Source organism: Pantoea folii, assembly GCF_056678875.1.
Genome location: NZ_JBWXON010000005.1, coordinates 46,249 through 65,779 on the forward strand (window position 1 = coordinate 46,249; position 19,531 = coordinate 65,779).

At 54.8% G+C, this 19,531-nt stretch carries 19 protein-coding genes; 14 read left to right on the forward strand and 5 right to left on the reverse strand.

The window, feature by feature from the left end:
- Nucleotides 1-921 carry a Gfo/Idh/MocA family protein gene (locus AC1MDE_RS08000; protein ID WP_479414609.1) on the forward strand — a complete coding sequence of 307 codons (921 nt, stop codon included), beginning with the start codon at nucleotides 1-3 and terminating at the stop codon, nucleotides 919-921.
- A gap of 121 nt (nucleotides 922-1,042) precedes the next feature.
- Entirely contained in the window at nucleotides 1,043-2,581 is a 1,539-nt protein-coding gene (gene murJ, locus AC1MDE_RS08005; RefSeq protein ID WP_058959596.1) for a murein biosynthesis integral membrane protein MurJ, read from the forward strand.
- Nucleotides 2,582-2,612: 31 nt separating this feature from the next.
- Here the strand turns inward: murJ and flgN are convergent, their stop codons facing one another.
- The 3 genes from flgN to flgA form a co-directional block, all read right to left on the reverse strand.
- Entirely contained in the window at nucleotides 2,613-3,044 is a 432-nt protein-coding gene (flgN, locus tag AC1MDE_RS08010) for a flagellar export chaperone FlgN (protein ID WP_058959595.1), read from the reverse strand.
- A 5-nt stretch (nucleotides 3,045-3,049) separates the two neighbouring features.
- On the reverse strand, nucleotides 3,050-3,358 hold the full coding sequence (flgM, locus tag AC1MDE_RS08015; protein WP_034830662.1) for a flagellar biosynthesis anti-sigma factor FlgM: 309 nt from the start codon (nucleotides 3,356-3,358) through the stop codon (nucleotides 3,050-3,052).
- A gap of 105 nt (nucleotides 3,359-3,463) precedes the next feature.
- On the reverse strand, nucleotides 3,464-4,123 hold the full coding sequence (flgA, locus tag AC1MDE_RS08020) for a flagellar basal body P-ring formation chaperone FlgA (protein ID WP_058959594.1): 660 nt from the start codon (nucleotides 4,121-4,123) through the stop codon (nucleotides 3,464-3,466).
- A 153-nt stretch (nucleotides 4,124-4,276) separates the two neighbouring features.
- Here flgA and flgB point away from each other — a divergent pair, with 153 nt between their 5' ends.
- The 11 genes from flgB (at nucleotide 4,277) to flgL (ending at nucleotide 14,197) form a co-directional block, all read left to right on the forward strand.
- The gene (gene flgB / locus AC1MDE_RS08025) at nucleotides 4,277-4,690 is read left to right on the forward strand and encodes a flagellar basal body rod protein FlgB (protein ID WP_034830667.1); all 414 of its coding nucleotides are present in this window, start codon (nucleotides 4,277-4,279) and stop codon (nucleotides 4,688-4,690) included.
- A gap of 2 nt (nucleotides 4,691-4,692) precedes the next feature.
- Nucleotides 4,693-5,097 carry a flagellar basal body rod protein FlgC gene (gene flgC, locus AC1MDE_RS08030; RefSeq protein WP_034830669.1) on the forward strand — a complete coding sequence of 135 codons (405 nt, stop codon included), beginning with the start codon at nucleotides 4,693-4,695 and terminating at the stop codon, nucleotides 5,095-5,097.
- Between the two features lie 12 nt (nucleotides 5,098-5,109).
- The gene (gene flgD, locus AC1MDE_RS08035) at nucleotides 5,110-5,784 is read left to right on the forward strand and encodes a flagellar hook assembly protein FlgD (RefSeq protein WP_034830672.1); all 675 of its coding nucleotides are present in this window, start codon (nucleotides 5,110-5,112) and stop codon (nucleotides 5,782-5,784) included.
- Nucleotides 5,785-5,808: 24 nt separating this feature from the next.
- Nucleotides 5,809-7,041: a flagellar hook protein FlgE gene (gene flgE, locus AC1MDE_RS08040; RefSeq protein WP_034830674.1), complete on the forward strand. Its 1,233-nt coding sequence runs from the start codon at nucleotides 5,809-5,811 to the stop codon at nucleotides 7,039-7,041.
- A gap of 20 nt (nucleotides 7,042-7,061) precedes the next feature.
- Complete coding sequence (locus tag AC1MDE_RS08045; protein ID WP_058959593.1) at nucleotides 7,062-7,820, forward strand: flagellar basal body rod protein FlgF; 759 nt, start codon at nucleotides 7,062-7,064, stop codon at nucleotides 7,818-7,820.
- A gap of 17 nt (nucleotides 7,821-7,837) precedes the next feature.
- Complete coding sequence (gene flgG / locus AC1MDE_RS08050) at nucleotides 7,838-8,620, forward strand: flagellar basal-body rod protein FlgG (protein WP_034830678.1); 783 nt, start codon at nucleotides 7,838-7,840, stop codon at nucleotides 8,618-8,620.
- A gap of 61 nt (nucleotides 8,621-8,681) precedes the next feature.
- Nucleotides 8,682-9,392, forward strand: a complete 711-nt coding sequence (locus AC1MDE_RS08055) for a flagellar basal body L-ring protein FlgH (protein ID WP_034830679.1) — start codon at nucleotides 8,682-8,684, stop codon at nucleotides 9,390-9,392.
- A gap of 11 nt (nucleotides 9,393-9,403) precedes the next feature.
- The gene (locus tag AC1MDE_RS08060) at nucleotides 9,404-10,510 is read left to right on the forward strand and encodes a flagellar basal body P-ring protein FlgI (RefSeq protein ID WP_058959592.1); all 1,107 of its coding nucleotides are present in this window, start codon (nucleotides 9,404-9,406) and stop codon (nucleotides 10,508-10,510) included.
- Nucleotides 10,510-11,451: a flagellar assembly peptidoglycan hydrolase FlgJ gene (gene flgJ / locus AC1MDE_RS08065; protein WP_058959591.1), complete on the forward strand. Its 942-nt coding sequence runs from the start codon at nucleotides 10,510-10,512 to the stop codon at nucleotides 11,449-11,451. The genes AC1MDE_RS08060 and flgJ overlap by 1 nt, the downstream gene beginning before the upstream one ends.
- A gap of 118 nt (nucleotides 11,452-11,569) precedes the next feature.
- Nucleotides 11,570-13,213, forward strand: a complete 1,644-nt coding sequence (flgK, locus tag AC1MDE_RS08070) for a flagellar hook-associated protein FlgK (RefSeq protein WP_034830682.1) — start codon at nucleotides 11,570-11,572, stop codon at nucleotides 13,211-13,213.
- 18 nt (nucleotides 13,214-13,231) lie between these two features.
- Nucleotides 13,232-14,197: a flagellar hook-associated protein FlgL gene (flgL, locus tag AC1MDE_RS08075; RefSeq protein ID WP_058959590.1), complete on the forward strand. Its 966-nt coding sequence runs from the start codon at nucleotides 13,232-13,234 to the stop codon at nucleotides 14,195-14,197.
- Between the two features lie 310 nt (nucleotides 14,198-14,507).
- On the opposite strand, the gene rne is transcribed toward flgL, so the two are convergent.
- Nucleotides 14,508-17,990, reverse strand: coding sequence for a ribonuclease E (gene rne / locus AC1MDE_RS08080; protein WP_480344465.1), 3,483 nt, complete (start codon nucleotides 17,988-17,990; stop codon nucleotides 14,508-14,510).
- A 64-nt stretch (nucleotides 17,991-18,054) separates the two neighbouring features.
- On the reverse strand, nucleotides 18,055-18,261 hold the full coding sequence (locus tag AC1MDE_RS08085; protein ID WP_141399045.1) for a hypothetical protein: 207 nt from the start codon (nucleotides 18,259-18,261) through the stop codon (nucleotides 18,055-18,057).
- Nucleotides 18,262-18,563: 302 nt separating this feature from the next.
- Between AC1MDE_RS08085 and rluC the strand changes: the two genes are divergently transcribed.
- Nucleotides 18,564-19,520, forward strand: coding sequence for a 23S rRNA pseudouridine(955/2504/2580) synthase RluC (gene rluC, locus AC1MDE_RS08090; protein WP_058959588.1), 957 nt, complete (start codon nucleotides 18,564-18,566; stop codon nucleotides 19,518-19,520).
- Nucleotides 19,521-19,531 lie beyond the last annotated feature (11 nt).

The window sequence follows — 19,531 nt, forward strand, 5'->3', positions numbered from 1 at the left end:
ATGACGCTACGTATCGGTATTGTTGGATTAGGCGGCATCGCGCAAAAAGCCTGGTTGCCCGTGTTGTCGCACGCCACCGACTGGCAGCTGGCAGGGGCGTTTTCGCCGAATCAGGCTAAAGCCCAGCCGATTTGCGACAGCTACCGCATGCCATATTTCAGTCAGCTGGACGCGCTGGCAGCCGCCAGTGATGCGGTCTTTGTGCACAGCAGCACCGCCAGTCATTTTGAAGTGGTGCAGGCGCTGCTGCTGGCGGGCAAAGATGTTTGCGTGGATAAACCATTAGCCGAAACCCTGCAGCAGGCGGAAGCGCTGGTGGCACTGGCAGAGAAGCGCAAACGTAAACTGATGGTGGCGTTTAATCGTCGCTTTGCGCCACGCTATCAACAGTTGAAAGCGGAAATGCCGCGAGCGGCTTCACTGCGTATTGAGAAGCATCGCGCGGATAGCGTGGGTCCAGGGGATTTGCGCTTTACTCTGCTGGATGACTACCTGCACGTGGTGGATACGGCGCTGTGGCTGGCAGGGGGCAAACTCACGCGTGAGCAGGGCTTTATTGAAACCAATGAGGAGGGGGCGATGCTGTTCGCCGAACATCACTTCTCGGCGGGAGCGTTGCAAATCACCACCAGTATGCATCGTCGCGCCGGCACACAGCGCGAAGTGGTGAGCGCCATCTGCGACGGTGACTACATCGAAATTAATGAGATGCGTGACTGGCAGCAGGAGAACCTCGGCGGCTTACGTACCGACCCGGTAGCCTCCTGGCAAAGCCATCTTGCTCAGCGTGGTTTCAGCGGTGCGGCACAGCATTTTATCCAGTGCGTACAAAATCAGACGATGCCTGAAACCAGCGGTGAACAGGCGCTGGCGGCGCAGCGTCTGGTGGAAAAACTGTGGCGCGATGCCGAACAGGAATAACCCCTTGTAACACTCAATGCTGGTCATTTCCCGCAGTGGCAGTAGACTATCGCCGGACATCAGCAGATGTCCGCGCTAAGTTGCTCATTTATCCGACACTTTTCAGGATGCGCCACTCAAAATGAATTTGTTGAAATCGCTGGCTGCGGTCAGTTCGATGACCCTTTTTTCCCGCGTGCTGGGCTTTGCCCGTGATGCCATAGTGGCACGCGTTTTCGGTGCCGGTATGGCCACCGATGCCTTCTTCGTGGCCTTTAAACTGCCCAATTTGCTGCGCCGTATCTTTGCGGAAGGCGCCTTTTCTCAGGCGTTTGTGCCCATTCTTGCCGAATACAAAAGCAAGCAGGGCGAAGAGGCCACACGCGTATTTGTGGCCTACGTTTCCGGCTTGCTGACGCTGGTGCTGGCGGTGGTGACGGTGCTCGGCATGATTGCCGCGCCCTGGGTGATTATGGTCACTGCGCCCGGATTTGCTGATACCGCCGATAAATTCGCGCTGACCAGTTCGCTACTACGCGTTACCTTTCCTTATATTCTGCTGATCTCCCTGGCGTCGCTGGCCGGTGCGATACTCAACACCTGGAATCGCTTCTCGGTTCCGGCATTTGCGCCGACGTTATTAAACATCAGCATGATTGGCTTTGCGGTGTTTGCTGCCCCGCATTTCCATCCACCGGTGATGGCGCTGGCATGGGCTGTGGTGGTCGGTGGGGTGTTGCAACTGTTATACCAGCTGCCGCACTTGAAGAAAATCGGCATGCTGGTGTTGCCGCGCCTCAACCTGCGTGACGCCGGCGTATGGCGCGTCATGCGCCAAATGGGACCGGCGATTCTTGGCGTATCGGTGAGCCAAATATCCCTGATCATCAACACCATTTTCGCCTCATTCCTCGTCTCGGGTTCAGTGTCGTGGATGTACTATGCTGACCGTTTGATGGAGTTCCCGTCGGGCGTATTGGGTGTCGCACTGGGCACGATTTTGCTGCCATCGTTAGCGAAGAGTTTCGCCAGCGGCAATCATGATGAGTACTCGCGTCTGATGGATTGGGGCCTGCGCCTCTGCTTCCTGTTGGCCCTGCCGAGCGCCGTTGCCCTCGGCATCCTCTCTGGCCCACTGACCGTGGCGCTGTTCCAGTACGGTAAATTCACCGCGTTCGATGCCGCCATGACGCAGCGTGCGCTGGTGGCGTATTCGGTAGGATTGATGGGGCTGATTGTGGTCAAAGTGCTGGCGCCCGGATTCTATTCGCGTCAGGACATTAAGACCCCGGTGAAGATTGCAATTGTGACGCTGATCATGACGCAGGTGATGAACCTGGCGTTTATCGGCCCGCTCAAACATGCCGGATTGTCGTTGTCGATTGGATTAGCGGCTTGTTTGAATGCCGCGCTGCTGTACTGGCAATTACGTAAACAGGATATCTTCCAGCCGCAGCCGGGTTGGTTTAGCTTCCTGGTGCGTCTGATGATTGCGGTTGTGGTCATGGCAGCAGCGCTGCTGGGCATTCTGCATGTGATGCCGGCCTGGGAAGAAGGGCAGATGTGGTGGCGGTTACTGCGTCTGGCTGCAGTCTGTGCTATTGGCGGTGGTGCTTACTTTGTCATGCTGGGTCTGTTGGGCTTCCGCCCGAGAGATTTTGCCCGCCGCACGCTGGCATAAAAAAATCCCGCCTCGGCGGGATTATTCTTTATTAACCTTTGCGGCTGAGCGTCGACTGACCTTTGCCTAATCCATCGGGACCGTAAAACGCCTGAGTCTGGTGCGGTTTCAGTACCGAGAGCGCATCATTGGTGAAACTGATTTGATGCTGCAGCAGAATACCGTTATGAGTGTTGGTATCGCGCAAACGGCGGGTATGCTGCTGAATGCTCTGCCAGCGGCGTTCACGATCGCTGTGACCATCATAGGGCGCCTGAGTACCGAGTGATTTTTCGGTATTTCGGCGCATGTCGTCCAGATAATTCAACGTCGTCAGCAGCGCGCTTTTATCTTCTGATATGCGCTGCAACAGGTTGCCATTAACCTGGCCGGCAGACAGTTGCTGTTGCTCTTCATCCATCACCACAGTGAGTGAAGCCAGCACGTCTTGCATTTTATCTAAGGTGGTCAGCAGATTGTCCATTGGGATTAGTTACCCTCTAAATACGCCTTGGTATCGGCGATCAGCGCGTCGGCGATCTTACCGGTATCCATTTTCAGTTCGCCATTACGAATAGCGGTTTTCAGTTGTTCAACACGTGCAGTGTTGATGTCTTTGCTGCCCGGCTGCATTAACTGCGCCTGAGCCGTGCTCAACTTCACTTCGGCACCGCTTTCGCTGGTGCTGGCGTTGGTTGAAGCAGTCACGTTTTGGCGCACCTTGCCGTTGTTATCGTTGGTGTCGCGGGATTGTACAGTGCTCACCGGAATTAAAGGCTGCGTTCTGTCGATGCTCATGGTCGTGCTCCTGTAAGGTCAGCTGAGGGTCAGTCAACTGAGTCAGCATAGGGTAATGTCTTTGTTGATATCTCTATCGGCAGAACAACAAGGTTCTTTAACGCTTTATAGCGATATCAGAATATTCCCATCCGCGTCGACGCGCCCACTGACAACCTGACCATTTCCCATGCGCACGCGCACCATTTGTGCCGCGCTGGCGTTGTTCAGCGCACGTCCTTCGCTACTGGCATTAAACCCGTTTCCGCTGGCTACCACCATCACATTTTGTCCTGCTTTGACCCGCCAGGGCTGACGCAGCATCATTGCGGTCACCGGCTGTCCAGGCGGGATGTCGCGCAGCGCAATCGCATCGGCCACACTGTTGTTATCGAACAGGGCTCGCGGAGGCAGTTCATCCAGACGCCCGGTCTCGAGACGGAAATCATTCGGGTCGAGGGTACTGCCACGGGCGACCTGATGGCTGGCAACTAAATACTGACCGGTCACCTGTACCTGAACTTGCAGGAAACGACGATTCTGATCGCAACTGGCGGCAATGCTGAGATTACCCCACTGGCGGCTGTTGCCCGGCAGTTGTAACGCCGGTGCCTCGCAGGTCGGCCACTGCTCTTTGGGCGTGCGCACCACCACGGTCATCCCCGCGGCATGTTGCGGATCGCGCGCTTTAAAAAACTGCGTTAACTGTGCGGTCAGGTCCGCCGCATGAACGGGCAGCGCGAAGGCCAACAACAACGTGGCCAGCAAAGATAAAGAACTGCGCATAAACGCCTCCTGTCGAGAAGATGGCCTGAGTCTACTCTTCGCGCGAAAAATTCAATGTCAAAAATAGCCGTGATTTTTGCTGCTATTCAGACGATCACCCTTGCATTTGTCCACTTAAGCTGTCAGCTCGAAATTCTCATTCGCGGAGGAAGCATGCTCGACAAACTCGATGCCGCGCTGCGATTTGGTACAGAAGCGTTAAATCTGCGTGCTCAGCGCCAGGAAATCCTGGCGTCCAATATTGCCAACGCCGATACCCCGGGCTACCAGGCGCGGGATATCGACTTTGCCAGCCAGCTGAGCAAGGTGATGGAAAATGGTCGCGCGGAGGGGAGCAGCATGGCGCTGAAAGTCACCTCTTCACGCCACATCGCTGCTGAAACCAACTCTCAGCCATCCATGGACCTGATGTACCGCATTCCCGATCAACCTGCCGCGGATGGCAACACCGTGGATATGGATCGTGAACGTACGCAGTTTGCTGATAACAGCCTGAAATACCAAACCGATCTCACCCTCATCAGTAGCCAAATCAAAGGCATGATGAGCGTTCTGCAGGGGCAATAACCATGGCATTGCTGAATATTTTTGATATCGCCGGTTCTGCGATGACCGCGCAATCACAGCGCCTCAACGTCAGTGCCAGTAACCTGGCCAACGCCGACAGCGTCACCGGGCCGGATGGCCAGCCTTATGTGGCAAAACAGGTGATATTCCAGACCGATGCCGCCCCTGGCGCGGCGACCGGTGGCGTCAAAGTCGCGGGCGTGGTGAACGATCCTACCCCGGCCAAATTGGTGTATGACCCCGGTAATCCGATGGCGGATGAGAAGGGTTACGTCAAGATGCCAAACGTCGATGTCGTATCAGAAACCGTTAACACCATGTCAGCGTCCCGCAGTTATCAGGCCAACGTCGAAGTGTTGAATACGGTGAAATCAATGATGATGAAAACCCTGACGATGGGTCAATAACGGAGCACGAACATGAGCGTAGCAGTCGGCGTTAATGCCAATCTTGACCCAACGGTACTGAGTTCTTCCAGTTCAACAGGGACGGGAAACAGTGCTCAGGACTTGCAGAACCAGTTCCTGACCATGCTGGTGACGCAGTTGCAGAACCAGGATCCCACCAACCCAATGGACAACAGCCAGCTCACCACTCAGCTGGCGCAAATTAACACCCTGAGCGGCATTGAGAAGCTGAATACCACATTGGGTTCTATCTCTGGTCAGCTCACTACAAGCCAGTCACTGCAGAGTACGACGCTGATTGGGCATGGTGTGATGATTGATGGCAGCCAGATCCTGGTTGGCAGTGGTACCACGACACCCTTCGGTGTGGAGTTGAGCACGGCCTCTACCGCCACCACCGCGACCATCAAAGATTCGAACGGCACTGTGGTTCGCACTGTCGATTTGGGCGCATTGACGTCCGGCGTACACGCCTTCTCCTGGGACGGCAAAGATGCGAATGGCACGACAGTGGCTGATGGTAAATATTCTGTATCAATTGCCGCCAGTAATGGCAGCACACAATTGGTGGCACAACCGCTTAATTACGCTTACGTGAATGGCGTGAGTACGGTGGATAACACCTCAAAACTGGACCTCGGCACCATGGGCTCCGCCACTCTTGATGAAGTTCGTCAGATTCTCTAATTCAATTTTAGCAGGAGACACGTTATGTCTTTTTCTCAAGCTGTCAGTGGTATGAATGCGGCCTCCAGTAACCTGGATGTCATTGGTAACAACATCGCCAACTCCGCGACCGCGGGTTTCAAATCCAGCACCATTTCGTTCGCGGATATGTTTGCTGGTTCAAATATCGGTATGGGTACTAAGGTCGCTGCGGTTATTCAGAACTTCAACGACGGTACCACGACCTCAACCAGCCGTGGTCTGGACGTGGCACTGAGCGGTAACGGTTTCTTCCGAATGACCGATGCCGCGGGTAGCGTGTACTACTCTCGTAACGGTCAGTTCACGCTGGATGCCAACCGTAACCTGGTGAATACCCAGGGCATGAGCGTGACCGGCTATCCGGCAACCGGTACACCGCCGACGATTCAGACGGGTGCAAACCCGGTGGCATTGAGCGTACCGACGACACAGATGTCGGCGCGCGCGACAACCACAGCAGGTTTGGTTTCTAACCTGAACTCCACAGATAGCGTGCCAACTGTGGCAACCTTCAGCTCGTCAGACGTCGATAGCTACAACGCCAAAAGCACCATCACTGTGTATGACTCACAGGGTAACGATCATGCACTCGACCTCTATTATGTGAAAACCAGCGATAACAACTGGGATGTGCACGCGATTGATTCCACGACTGGAACGTCAGCAGGTGATTTCTCCATGACCTTCGACTCCAACGGTAAGCTGCAATCAATCACAAGCGGCGGGACAACTACCCCAGGTGCAACCACTGTTGGCTTGACGATTCAGGGAGCTAATGGTGCTGCGGCTAATCAGGCCATCACGCTGAGCGTACTTGGAAGCCAGCAACAAAACACCGGCACCACTTCATTCGGAAACCCCACTCAGGATGGTTATGCGCCGGGCGACCTGACCAGCTACGCCATCAACGATGACGGCACCATCACCGGTACCTATTCGAACCAGAAAACTCAGCTGCTGGGTCAAATCGTTTTGGCTAGCTTCTCTAACCCGGAAGGTTTGCAGTCAGAAGGCGATAACGTCTGGTCAGCGACTAACTCTTCAGGTCAGGCAGCCATCGGTCTCGCGAATACCGGCACTTACGGTTCACTGACTTCAGGTGCACTGGAAGCCTCCAACGTCGATCTGAGTAAAGAGCTGGTCAACATGATCGTTGCACAACGTAACTATCAGGCGAACAGCCAGACGATTAAAACGCAGGATCAGATCCTCAACACCCTGATCAACTTACGTTAATTCGCTAACGGGATTGCATTATGGATCACGCAATATATACCGCGATGGGCGCCGCCAGTCAGACGATGGAACAGCAATCGGTGACTGCCAGCAACCTCGCCAACGCCTCAACGCCGGGCTTCCGCGCCCAGCTCAACGCGTTGCGCGCGGTGCCGGTCAACGGCTGGTCGCTGCCAACGCGCACCCTGGTTGCCGCTTCAACACCGGGTGCCGATATGACGCCCGGCGCAATGGACAACACCGGTCGTCCGCTGGATGTGGCCGTGCAGCAAGATGGCTGGCTGGCGGTGCGTACCGCTGACGGTTCTGAGGCTTATACCCGCAACGGCAACATGCAGATCAGCTCGACCGGTATTTTGACCGTTCAAGGCAATCCCGTAATGGGCGATGGCGGTCCAATCGCCATTCCGCAAGGCTCTGAACTGACCATCGCGGCTGACGGTACCATCACCTCGCGTAATGCGGGTGATGCACCCAACGCCACGGTGCAGATTGGCAAGCTGAAGCTGGTGAAAGCCACGGGCAAAGAGTTACAGCGTGGCGACGACGGTATGTTCCGTCCGACTCAGGCGACGCAGGCGACACGCGGTGCGGCTTTAGCTCCTGATGCAACGGTCGCAGTCATGCCAGGTGTGTTGGAAGGCAGTAACGTTAAGCCAGTGGAAACCATGGTCGACATGATCGCCAACGCCCGACGTTTCGAGATGCAGATGAAAGTCATCACTAACGTCGATGAAAACGAACAAAAAGCCAATCAACTGCTCAACATGAGCAGCTAAGGCGTAAGGAAAACAACATGATTCGTTCTTTATGGATCGCTAAAACCGGCCTTGACGCCCAGCAAACCAATATGGACGTCATTTCGAACAACCTTGCGAACGTTTCAACCAACGGGTTTAAACGTTCGCGTGCCGTGTTCGAAGATCTGATGTATCAGACGCTGCGCCAGCCGGGCACGCAGTCATCAGAACAGACCACATTGCCTTCAGGCTTGCAGATTGGTACCGGTGTGCGCCCAGTGACCACCGAGCGTCTGCATACCCAGGGCAACCTGTCGCAGACCAGCAACTCAAAAGACGTGGCGATCAACGGTCAGGGTTATTTCGAAGTGCAGATGCCAGACGGTACCTCTTCATATACGCGTGACGGTTCATTCCAGGTAGACCAGAACGGTCAGCTGGTGACCAACGCCGGCTATCCGGTTCAGCCTGGGATCACTATTCCGGCGAACGCCACCAGCATCACCATCTCGCGTGACGGTGTGGTGAGCGTGACGCAGCAGGGGCAGACCAACCCAGCGCAGGTGGGACAGTTGACGCTGAGCACCTTTATGAACGATGCGGGCCTCGATAGCCTGGGTGAAAACCTCTATCAGGAAACGCAGGCATCCGGTGCGGCGACGCAGAGTACGCCAGGGCAGAACGGCGCTGGTTTGCTGTATCAGGGTTATGTTGAAACCTCTAACGTCAACGTGGCGGAAGAGTTGGTCACCATGATTCAGACGCAGCGTGCTTATGAAATCAACAGCAAAGCGATCACCACTTCTGATCAGATGCTGCAGAAATTAACCCAGGTTTAATCTGGGGCCGTTGGGCCAGCCTGGCTGGCCCGATTAAGAACATGAATAAGGTCAGAACTCCGTGGCGAAGCAAGTGATTCTCAAGCCTGGGCATTGGTTAGTAGCCACGCTGCTACTGACATTAAACGGTTGTGCGTTAGTCCCGCGTACGCCTCTGGTGCAGGGTGCAACAACGGCAGAACCCACGCCTTCCGCACCGCCAGTGGTAAACGGTTCCATTTTCCAGGGCGTTGCGCCACTGAACTATGGCTATCAGCCGCTGTTCGAAGACCGCCGTCCACGTAACATTGGCGATACTCTGACGATTACGCTGCAAGAAAATGTCAGCGCCAGCAAAAGTTCTTCAGCCAATGCGAGCCGCGATGGCAGCAACAGCTTTGGCGTGAGCACTGTGCCAACCGGCCTGAGCGGTCTGGTCGGCGCCGCCGGTGAGAAAGCCGGACTGGATGCCAATGGCAAAAATGACTTCGCTGGCAAAGGTGGCGCAACGGCCAATAACACCTTTACCGGCACCATCACCGTCACCGTGAATCAGGTGTTGTCGAATGGCAACCTGCGCGTGGTCGGTGAAAAACAGATCGAAATTAACCAGGGAACCGAATTTATTCGCTTCTCCGGTGTGGTTAACCCACGCACCATCAGCGCCAGCAACGCCGTGTTGTCAACGCAGGTGGCCGATGCACGTATTGAGTATGTCGGAAACGGGTATATCAATGAGGCGCAAACCATGGGCTGGTTCCAGCGTTTCTTCCTGAACGTGTCGCCGATGTAATCGAGGTAATGATGAAAATGAACACTCTGCTGCGTCTGAGCCTGAGCCTGCTGCTCAGTGTCAGTCTGATGGCCCAGGCTGACCGCATTCGCGATCTGACATCCGTACAGGGCGTGCGCGAAAACCAGCTGATCGGTTACGGCCTGGTGGTGGGGCTTGATGGGACAGGTGACCAGACAACGCAAACCCCGTTTACCACCCAGACGGTAAGCAACATGCTGTCGCAGCTCGGTATCACCGTGCCCACCGGCACCAATATGCAGCTGAAAAACGTGGCGGCGGTTATGGTCACGGCAAAGCTGCCGTCGTTTGCACGACAGGGGCAGAATATTGACGTAGTGGTCTCTTCGCTGGGTAACGCCAAAAGCCTGCGCGGTGGCACGCTGTTAATGACGCCGATGAAAGGGGTTGATAACCAGGTGTACGCGCTGGCGCAGGGAAATATTCTGGTGGGCGGTGCAGGTGCATCTGCAGGCGGCAGCAGTGTGCAGGTTAACCAGCTAAACGGTGGCCGCATTACTAATGGTGCAACGGTAGAGCGCGAGCTGCAAAGTAACTTTGGCAGCCAAAACACCATCAATCTCCAACTGAATACTGAAGATTTCACCATGGCGCAGCGTATTGCCGATGCGATTAATAGCCGTGGCGTGGGTTCAGCGCAACCACTCGATGCGCGTACCGTGCAGATTCGCGTTTCACCCAACAACAGTTCACAGGTGCGCCTGCTGTCAGAAATCCAGAATATAGACGTTTCTGTGCCGGTTGAAGATGCCAAAGTCATCATCAACTCGCGTACCGGTTCGGTGGTCATGAACCGCGAGGTAACGCTCAATACCTGTGCTGTGGCGCAAGGCAACTTGTCGGTGACAGTGAATCAGCAGCAGAACGTCAGCCAGCCGAACACGCCGTTCGCCGGTGGACAAACCGTGGCGACTACGCAGACGCAGATCGACTTGCGCCAGAGCGGCGGAGCCTTGCAGCGTGTTAACGCCAGCGCCAACCTTAATAACGTGGTCCGTGCCCTTAACGCCCTGGGCGCAACGCCGATTGAGCTGATGTCGATTCTGCAGTCGATGCAAAGTGCAGGCTGTCTGCGCGCCAAACTGGAAATCATCTGATGACCGATACGCAATCGCTGATGAGTGCGGCCTATGACAGCCGCTCACTGAACAACCTGAAACGCGAAGCAGCCGCCGACCCGAAAGGGAAGGCGCTGCAGGTGGCAAAACAGGTTGAGGGAATGTTCGTACAGATGATGTTGAAGAGCATGCGTGAAGCGTTGCCGCAGGATGGCATCTTCAGCAGCGACTCAACGAAGATGTACACCTCAATGTACGATCAGCAGATTGCGCAGGAAATCGGTAAACGCGGGCTGGGTATGGCGGATTTGATCGTCAAACAGATGCAGCCCGCGCAAGAGCCTGATGAAACCGCTGGCACGGTACCGATGAAGCTGGATAACAGCTTCATTTATAGCAATCTGCCTTCCAACCAACTGGAGCAGATGGTACGCAAAGCGGTGCCGCGTCTGCCGGTCTCGCCGTCCAGTTTCCCAGCGGATAGCAACGACTTTATTGCCCAGTTATCCCAACCCGCGCAGGCTGCGAGTCAGCAGAGTGGTATTCCACATCACTTGATCCTTGCCCAGGCGGCGCTGGAATCGGGTTGGGGACAACGCCAGATTCTGACGCGCGACGGCAAGCCGAGCTACAACGTGTTTGGCATTAAGGCCGGTGGTGACTGGAAGGGCGCAACCACCGACATCATGACCACCGAATATGAAGGTGGCGTGGCGAAGAAAGTGCGTGCCACCTTCCGTGTGTATGGTTCCTATATGGAAGCCCTCAGCGACTACGTCAAACTGCTGTCCAATAACCCGCGCTATGCCGCCGTTGCCAATGCCGCAACGCCGGAGCAGGGCGCACGAGCCCTGCAGGCAGCGGGCTACGCCACCGATCCGAAATATGCGCAGAAATTGGTGGGAATGATCCAGCAATTCAGAAACATGGGCGAGAAAGTCGTGAAGGCGTACAGCCAGGATATCACCGATTTGTTCTGATTTTTTACCTCAAGTTTCACTTAAGCACGCCGATAACCATCATAAGCTGCGGGCGTTTTAGCCCGCCCAATCGCACTGATGACTGCCAGCCCGGTTAACGGGAAATAAAGGAACCGAGATGTCCAGCATAATTAACTCAGCGATGAGTGGGCTGAGCGCCGCACAGGCCGCATTAAGCACCACCAGTAACAACATCAGCAACTACACGGTAGCGGGTTACTCACGTCAGACCACCATTCTGTCGCAGGCCAATAGCACCCTACAAGGCAACAGCTACTATGGCAATGGCGTGACGCTGTCTGGCGTGCAGCGTGAATATGATGAGTTTGTTACTGCTCAGTTGCGCGGATCCAATGCCAATTACAGCGCGGTGAATACCCAATACAGTCAGATTTCAAACATTGATGACCTGCTGTCGACATCGACCACCAGCCTTTCAACGTCGATTCAAAGCTTCTTTACCAATGTGCAAAACGTGGTAAGTAATGCAAACGATCCGTCTGCACGTCAATCAATGCTGAGCTATGCACAGGGGTTGGTCAATCAGTTCCAGACCACGGCGCAGTACTTGAATAACATGCAAACCAGTGTGAATACGGACATTGCCTCTAACGTTGACCAGATTAATACCTACACCAGCCAGATTGCCGATCTCAACACCCAGATTGCAAAACTGACCACCGGCAACGGTGCTGCACCGAATGATCTGCTGGATCAACGCGATCAGTTGGTGAACAACCTTAATAACATCGTTGGGGTAAACGTCTCTCAGCAAGATGGTAGCTATATCGTCTCGATGGGGAGTGTCACTCTGGTTAACGGCAAAAATTCGACTAATTTGGTCGCGATGCCTTCCAGCGCCGATAACTCGCGTATCACTGTTGGTTATGTCGACAAGCAAGCAGGTAATGTCGAAATTCCTGAAAAAACCCTGACGACCGGTTCACTCGGTGGTTTGCTGGCGTTCCGCACGCAGGATTTAGATACCGCACAGAATCAGCTTGGCCAGTTAGCGGCAGCCTTCACCACCAGCTTTAACGCCGTGCAAACTGCAGGATATGACAGTAACGGCGATCTGGGCACGAAATTCTTCAACATCGGCTCACCGAACGTAGTGAGTAACAGCAAGAATACGTCCACTGCAACGGTGACCGCAGAATGGTCTGATACCAGTGCGCTTAAAGCCTCAAACTACTCCATGAGCTATGACAGCGCCAGCAGTACCTGGTCTGTGACTCGCTTGTCTGACAACGTGAAATTTAGCGTTACGCCTGATGCGACAGACGGCACACTGAGCTTTGATGGTCTGAAATTAACCGTTACCGGTACGCCTGATAATAAAGATAGTTTCCTGGTAAAACCGGTCCAGAACGTGATTAGCAGTATGTCTGTGGCTATCACGGATGAATCGCAAATCGCTGCTGCATCCAGTGCGACCAGTGGCGAAAGTGACAACACCAACGCCCAAAAAATGCTGGATTTGCAGGATGCGAAGTTGGTTAACGGCAACGCAACGATTGCGCAAGCGTATGCCAGCATCGTCAGCACGGTGGGTAACAAAACCAGCACACTGGAAACGGCCAGTACCACGCAGAAAAACGTGGTCGATCAGCTTACCGACCGTCAGCAGTCGGTCTCAGGGGTGAACCTTGATGAAGAGTACGCCAACCTGACCAAATATCAGCAGTTTTATATGGCGAATGCGCAGGTATTGCAAACCGCCAGCACGATTTTCAACGCGCTGATGGACATCCGCGGCTAAGCATAGAGGATAAAAACCATGCGTCTTAGTACCAATATGATTTTTGACCAGCAGGTGCGCGGGATTACTGACTCGCAATCTTCCTGGTTAAAAGTGGGCGAACAGCTTTCCAGCGGTCGTCGTGTTAACAACCCATCTGATGATCCCATTGCGGCTTCTCGTGCCGTGGTGCTGTCGCAGTCTCAGGCGAAAAGTACCCAATACGCGACCGCGCGTAGTTTCGCGGATCAAAGCTTGTCGATGGAAGAGAATGCGCTTAAAGGCGCGACCAGTAGCATTCAGGATGCACAAACCCTGATCGTTTATGGCTCTACCGGCACACTTAGCGATGACGACCGTGCCTCTATCGCCACCCAACTGGAAGGTATTCGCGCCCAGTTGCTCAATCAGGCCAACAGCCAGGATGGTAATGGTCGCTATATTTTCGCCGGTTACAAAACCGATACGGCACCATTCACCGATACTGCCGGCACTGGCGTGAGCTATGTGGGCGGCGATCAGGCTATCACGCAGAAAGTCGATGAAGGCCGCACTATGGATGTGAGCAGCACGGGCTCTTCTGTGTTCATGTCGATTACCAGCAATGCGAAAGCTGAACCAGATGGAACGGCGAGCGAGACCAATGTCTTTAATATGCTCGACAGCGCCATTGCGGCCCTTAAAGTGCCACAAGACAATGCGGATGATGCGACCAAACAAACGTTCCAGGATGCGATGGATAAAACCAACCGTGGCCTCAGTAATTCACTGAACAACGTTTTGACCGTGCGTTCTGCAGTCGGTACACAGCTGTCAGAACTCGACACGCTGAATGCGCAGGGTGACGATCGCGATACTATCATGACCTCGCAAATGAGTGATTTGGTAGATGTCGATTACACCTCCGCCATTTCCAGCTACACCATGCAACAGACAGCACTGCAAGCCTCTTACAAGACCTTCACTGATATGTCGAAGATGTCACTGTTCCAGCTAAATTCATAAGATCTGACTTGAAAATTTGAGCGTGCTTAAACCGGGCGCGCTTAGTTTCTCCCACCGCCTTTTGGGGCCGTGGGATTTTTTTTGCCTGTCATTTCGTCGCACCGTTCATCGCACCTGGCACCTGCGGAGCCGCGGTCTGTTTGTGTACTCTGCCAGATCACCACCTCTTCGCACCTGCCTCCTGCGGCGCAGCGGTCGGTTTTTCTACTCTGCCAGATCATCACGAGTCATTGCGGCAGAGCAGGATCGACAGGCAATAAAAAACCCCGAACCAGTCGGGGTTTTGTTAACGCTGATTAGCGACTAAGACTTAAACGCTTTCCGGACGTGTTGCCGGTGCCGTCGCCTGATGCGTGGCGCTATGGCCGCCCGCAGAGCCACGGCCTTCGAAGTCAAACGGTGGGCGAACCCAATCGCTGTGACGAACGACTTCTGGCTCCCATGCCGGAGCAGGTGCTTTGGTCATTGGCGCCGTGGCGTGGTGCTTCCAGCGGGTATCAGCGTTGCTCACTGCGGTATCACGTGCAGCAACAGGAGCATGCGGTTCAGTAACCGGTGCAGCAGGCGCTTCAGCAGCCACGGGTGCAGCCAGTACTTCTTCCACTTGCGCTGCTACAGCAGGCTCAACGTCAGCAGGCGCTTGCTCAGCCGCTGCAACAGCAGGCTGAACTTCAGCAGGCGCTTGCTCAGCCACGGCTTCGCTGACCTGTGGTGCGGTAATTTCCGCAGCAGGGACTTCCTCAGCTGGTGTCACTTCAGTAGCAGAAACTGTCTCAGTCGATGCAGGCGTCGCAGCCGGTGCCACTTCAGACGATGCAGCAGCAACTTCCGCAGCGGGTGCAACTTCAGCCTGAATATCTTCAACTTCATTAGCGATGACCGTGTCAGCCGGTGCCGTTGTCACTTCATCGGCCGGTACGGCTTCAGCAGCGGTTTGTTGTGCAATCTGCTCAACAGCGGCAGAAATCACGGCAGGCTCTTCGTTAACAGGCGCAGCGACTGGGGTCAGGTCATCGGTGTTCACCACCGGCACTTCAGTGTGTGCCTGTGGCTCAGACTGATGAACAGCCTCTTGCGCTGCTGGCTGAGTAACCTGTTCTGCTGCTGCCGCAACCGGCAGTGCGTCCGCTTCACCGGTATGTTGATAGCTGTAATCAGGCATTTCGTTCAGCGCTTCCTGAGAGGAGAACTGATCGTGGGCCTGGGTAACCGGGTAGGTAATCCAGACTTTGCCGGATGCCATCTCTGGAGAAGAGGCAGCCGATTCCAGCGGCATGGCAGATTGGGTTGGGTAACGCTCATCGCGGTAGCGACGACGACGTTGGCCGCTCACGCGCAGATGACGTGGTGAACGACGTGAGCGACGCGGCATGTTGGCGCTATCACGGTTCTCGTTATCATCCTGTTCATCCTGAGCGACTTCAGATTGCTCATTGAATGCAGTGCGCTGTGCATTTTCCACAACCGCTTCCGTGGCTGCTGGTGCTGGGATGGCTGCCGCCACTTCGCCAGTATCATCCACGCGCACGCGCTGGGTCAGTTGACGCTGTTTACGGCGTGGCATGACCTGCACACGTTCTTCTTCCTGCGCAACGTTTTCATCAGTGATTTCGGTCTGAGCAACGGTTTCAGCGGCTTTTTGATCCTGCTGATTACGTTTCTCATCCTGACGACGACGCTGGCGTTCAGCTCGCTGCTCACGACGCTGTTGCTGCTGCTCATCACGCTGCTGCAGCTGCTCATCGGTCAGCGCTGGACGTTCACCACGAGGCTCGTTCTGACGCTTGTTACGGCGATTTTCCTGATTGTCACGCGGCTCGCGGGCTTCACGTGGTTCACGCGATTCGCGTGGCTCACGCGCTTCACGCGGTTCACGGCCTTCGCGACCCTGAGCATTTTCACCGTTGCGCGGAGTGCGATCGCGACGATTATTGCTACGACGGTTGTTACGGCGGTCGCCACGCTGCTGATTATTCTCACTTTCAGCGGCTTTCTCTTCTGGTTTAGCTTCAACAGGTGCAGCAGCAGGCGCATCGCCAGCAAACAGTTTTTTCAAACCGCCCAACAGACGAGCGACTAAGCCAGTGCTGGCAACGGCAGGTGCCGCGGCGGCAGCTGCCGGTTTTGCATCCGCTTTAACCGCACTACGGCTCTCTTTTTCCACTTCAACCGGCGCAGGCGGCGCATCAGGCATCACAAAGGCGGCCAGAGCTGGCTGCTCAGGACGACGACGTTCGGCATGCTCTTCTTCCGAAGGCAGCGCCATTTCGGCTTCATGCAGTTTCGGCAGGTGGTAAGACAGTGTCTGCGTCTCTTCGCCTTTGCGCACGCGCAGCACAGAGTAATGTGGCGTTTCCATCTGATCGTTTGGCACGATGATGGCACGCACGCCACCCTGGCGTTTCTCGATCGCACTGACTGCATCACGCTTTTCGTTCAGCAGGTAAGAGGCGACGGGCACCGGTACAATCGCATGCACTTCTTTGGTGTTGTCTTTCAGCGCTTCTTCTTCAATCAGACGCAAGATAGACAGCGAGAGCGATTCGTTATCACGGATGGTGCCTGTGCCGCTACAGCGTGGGCAGACGTGATGGCTGGATTCACCCAATGATGGGCTAAGACGCTGACGCGACATTTCCAGCAGACCGAAACGCGAAATGTGACTGATTTGAATGCGTGCACGATCCTGACGAACCGCTTCACGCAGACGGTTTTCAACCGCGCGCTGGTGTCGAACCGGTGTCATGTCGATGAAGTCGATGACAATCAGGCCGCCGAGGTCGCGCAGGCGCAACTGACGAGCGATTTCATCAGCCGCTTCGAGGTTAGTATTGAATGCCGTCTCTTCGATGTCGCCACCGCGTGTTGCACGGGCGGAGTTGATATCGATGGCGGTCAGCGCTTCGGTGCTATCGATAACAATTGAGCCACCGGAAGGCAAGCGCACTTCGCGCTGGAATGCCGATTCAATCTGCGACTCAATTTGGTAGTGGCTGAACAGCGGAATTTCACCGGTGTACAGTTTGATTTTGCTGCTGAAGTCCGGGCGTCCGAGCGCAGCAATATGCTGACGGGCCAGCTCCAGCACTTTAGGGTTATCGATGAGAATCTCACCAATATCCTGACGCAGATAGTCGCGGAAGGCACGTACAATGACGTTGCTTTCCTGGTGGATCAGGAACGGGGCAGGGCGGCTATCAGCGGCTTTTTTGATCGCTTCCCAGTGCTTCAATCGGAAACTCAGGTCCCACTGCAGTGATTCGGCAGATTTGCCAACGCCTGCGGTACGCACGATCAAACCCATACCGTCTGGCAGTTCCAGTGCGGACAGCGCTTCCTTCAGTTCGGTGCGATCGTCACCTTCAATACGGCGGGAAATACCCCCGGCACGCGGGTTATTCGGCATCAGGACTAAATAGCTACCGGCCAGAGAAATGAAGGTGGTTAAGGCTGCACCTTTATTTCCACGCTCCTCTTTATCGATTTGCACGATAACTTCCTGACCTTCACGCAACACCTCTTTGATGTTAGGACGGCCATGTGCGTTGTAATTAGCAGGGAAGTATTCGCGGGAAATTTCTTTCAGGGGGAGGAAACCGTGGCGTTCAGCACCGTAATCGACAAATGCCGCTTCGAGGCTGGGTTCAACACGGGTGATTTTACCTTTGTAGATATTGGCTTTTTTCTGCTCGTGTCCGGGGCTTTCGATATCCAGATCGTACAGACGTTGGCCGTCAACAAGGGCAACGCGCAACTCTTCCTGCTGAGATGCGTTAATTAACATTCTTTTCATCGTGACTTACTCGTTATTCTCACATGAGTGATGTAGCTGCGGGCATCGTTACCCTGGACGAGAATCAACCGATGGCCCCGTGTCTTAATGCACTGACGTCAACCTCACGGCTGTCGTCGGCTAAAGGGGCGCAAATCTTGTCGGTGGCCTGTTTTTCATAAGGAAAAACAGCGCCTGAAGGTGGAATAGCTATAGAAAATTCAGAAATCCACACATCCCAGTCTGTCGTCCAGGCTGCAACCCGCAGCCCGCTAAGTGCCTGATTTAACATTACGTCTTACGCCATTGCTGCGTGTCCGTTCAATCCGGCAAAATGACTTATTTCGCTCTTTTTTCCTGCCTGAATTTTTCCAGGGCAGAAACCCCTGCATTATTCCATTGCTCACTCACATATAGCAAGGCGACTTTTGCCGAGCTGTGAAGTTTGTGCATCCTTAACCTGTTCATTTGCAGGGCTTAACATCGCATCGGTGAAAAAGTCATCATTATGACCTTTTGTCCGCGCGACAAAGAGAGAGTTAAGCACAGAAAAAGGGGTGGCGCTATCCAGGGACACTATTTAGAATCGCCGCCATGAAAACAGAGAATCCCGGCGTACTTTATGTCGCCATTACGGCTGAAAATGCCGAACAACGTATTGATAACTTTTTGCGCACTCAGCTCAAGGGCGTGCCGAAAAGTATGATTTATCGCATCTTGCGTAAAGGCGAGGTGCGCGTGAATAAAGGACGCGTGAAACCCGAGTATAAGCTGCAGGCGGGGGATGAAGTGCGCATTCCGCCAGTGCGTGTGGCCGAGCGTGAAGAGCAGGCGGTATCACCGAAACTCGATAAGGTTGCCGCGCTGGCGAATGCCATCCTGTATGAGGACGATCATCTGCTGGTGCTGAACAAGCCATCAGGTACCGCCGTACACGGGGGTAGCGGTCTTAGCTTTGGTGTGATTGAAGGTCTGCGCGCGCTGCGTCCTGAAGCCCGTTTCCTCGAACTGGTACATCGTCTTGACCGCGACACTTCCGGTATTTTGCTGGTGGCAAAAAAACGTTCTGCGCTGCGTTCGCTGCATGAGCAGTTACGTGAAAAGGGCATGCAGAAAGATTATCTGGCGCTGGTGCGCGGTGACTGGCCTTCACATTTGAAAGCGGTGCAGGCACCGTTGCTGAAAAATATTTTGCAAAGCGGTGAGCGCGTGGTGCGCGTCAGTGCGGAAGGCAAGCCCTCCGAGACCCGTTTCAAAGTGGAAGAGCGTTTTGGTTTCGCCACTCTGGTAAAAGCCAGTCCGGTGACCGGGCGCACGCACCAGATCCGTGTGCACACGCTGCATGGTGGCCATCCTATCGCTTTTGACGATCGCTATGGCGATCGGGACTTTGATCGTCAGCTCGCGTCAACGGGCCTGGCGCGGTTGTTCCTGCATGCTGCAGCGCTGACCTTTACCCATCCGAATACCGGGGAAGTCCTGCGAATGGAAGCGCCGCTGGATAATGCGCTGAAACACTGCCTGGCGCAGTTGCGTCAGAAAAAAGCCTGATTTTCCGGGCA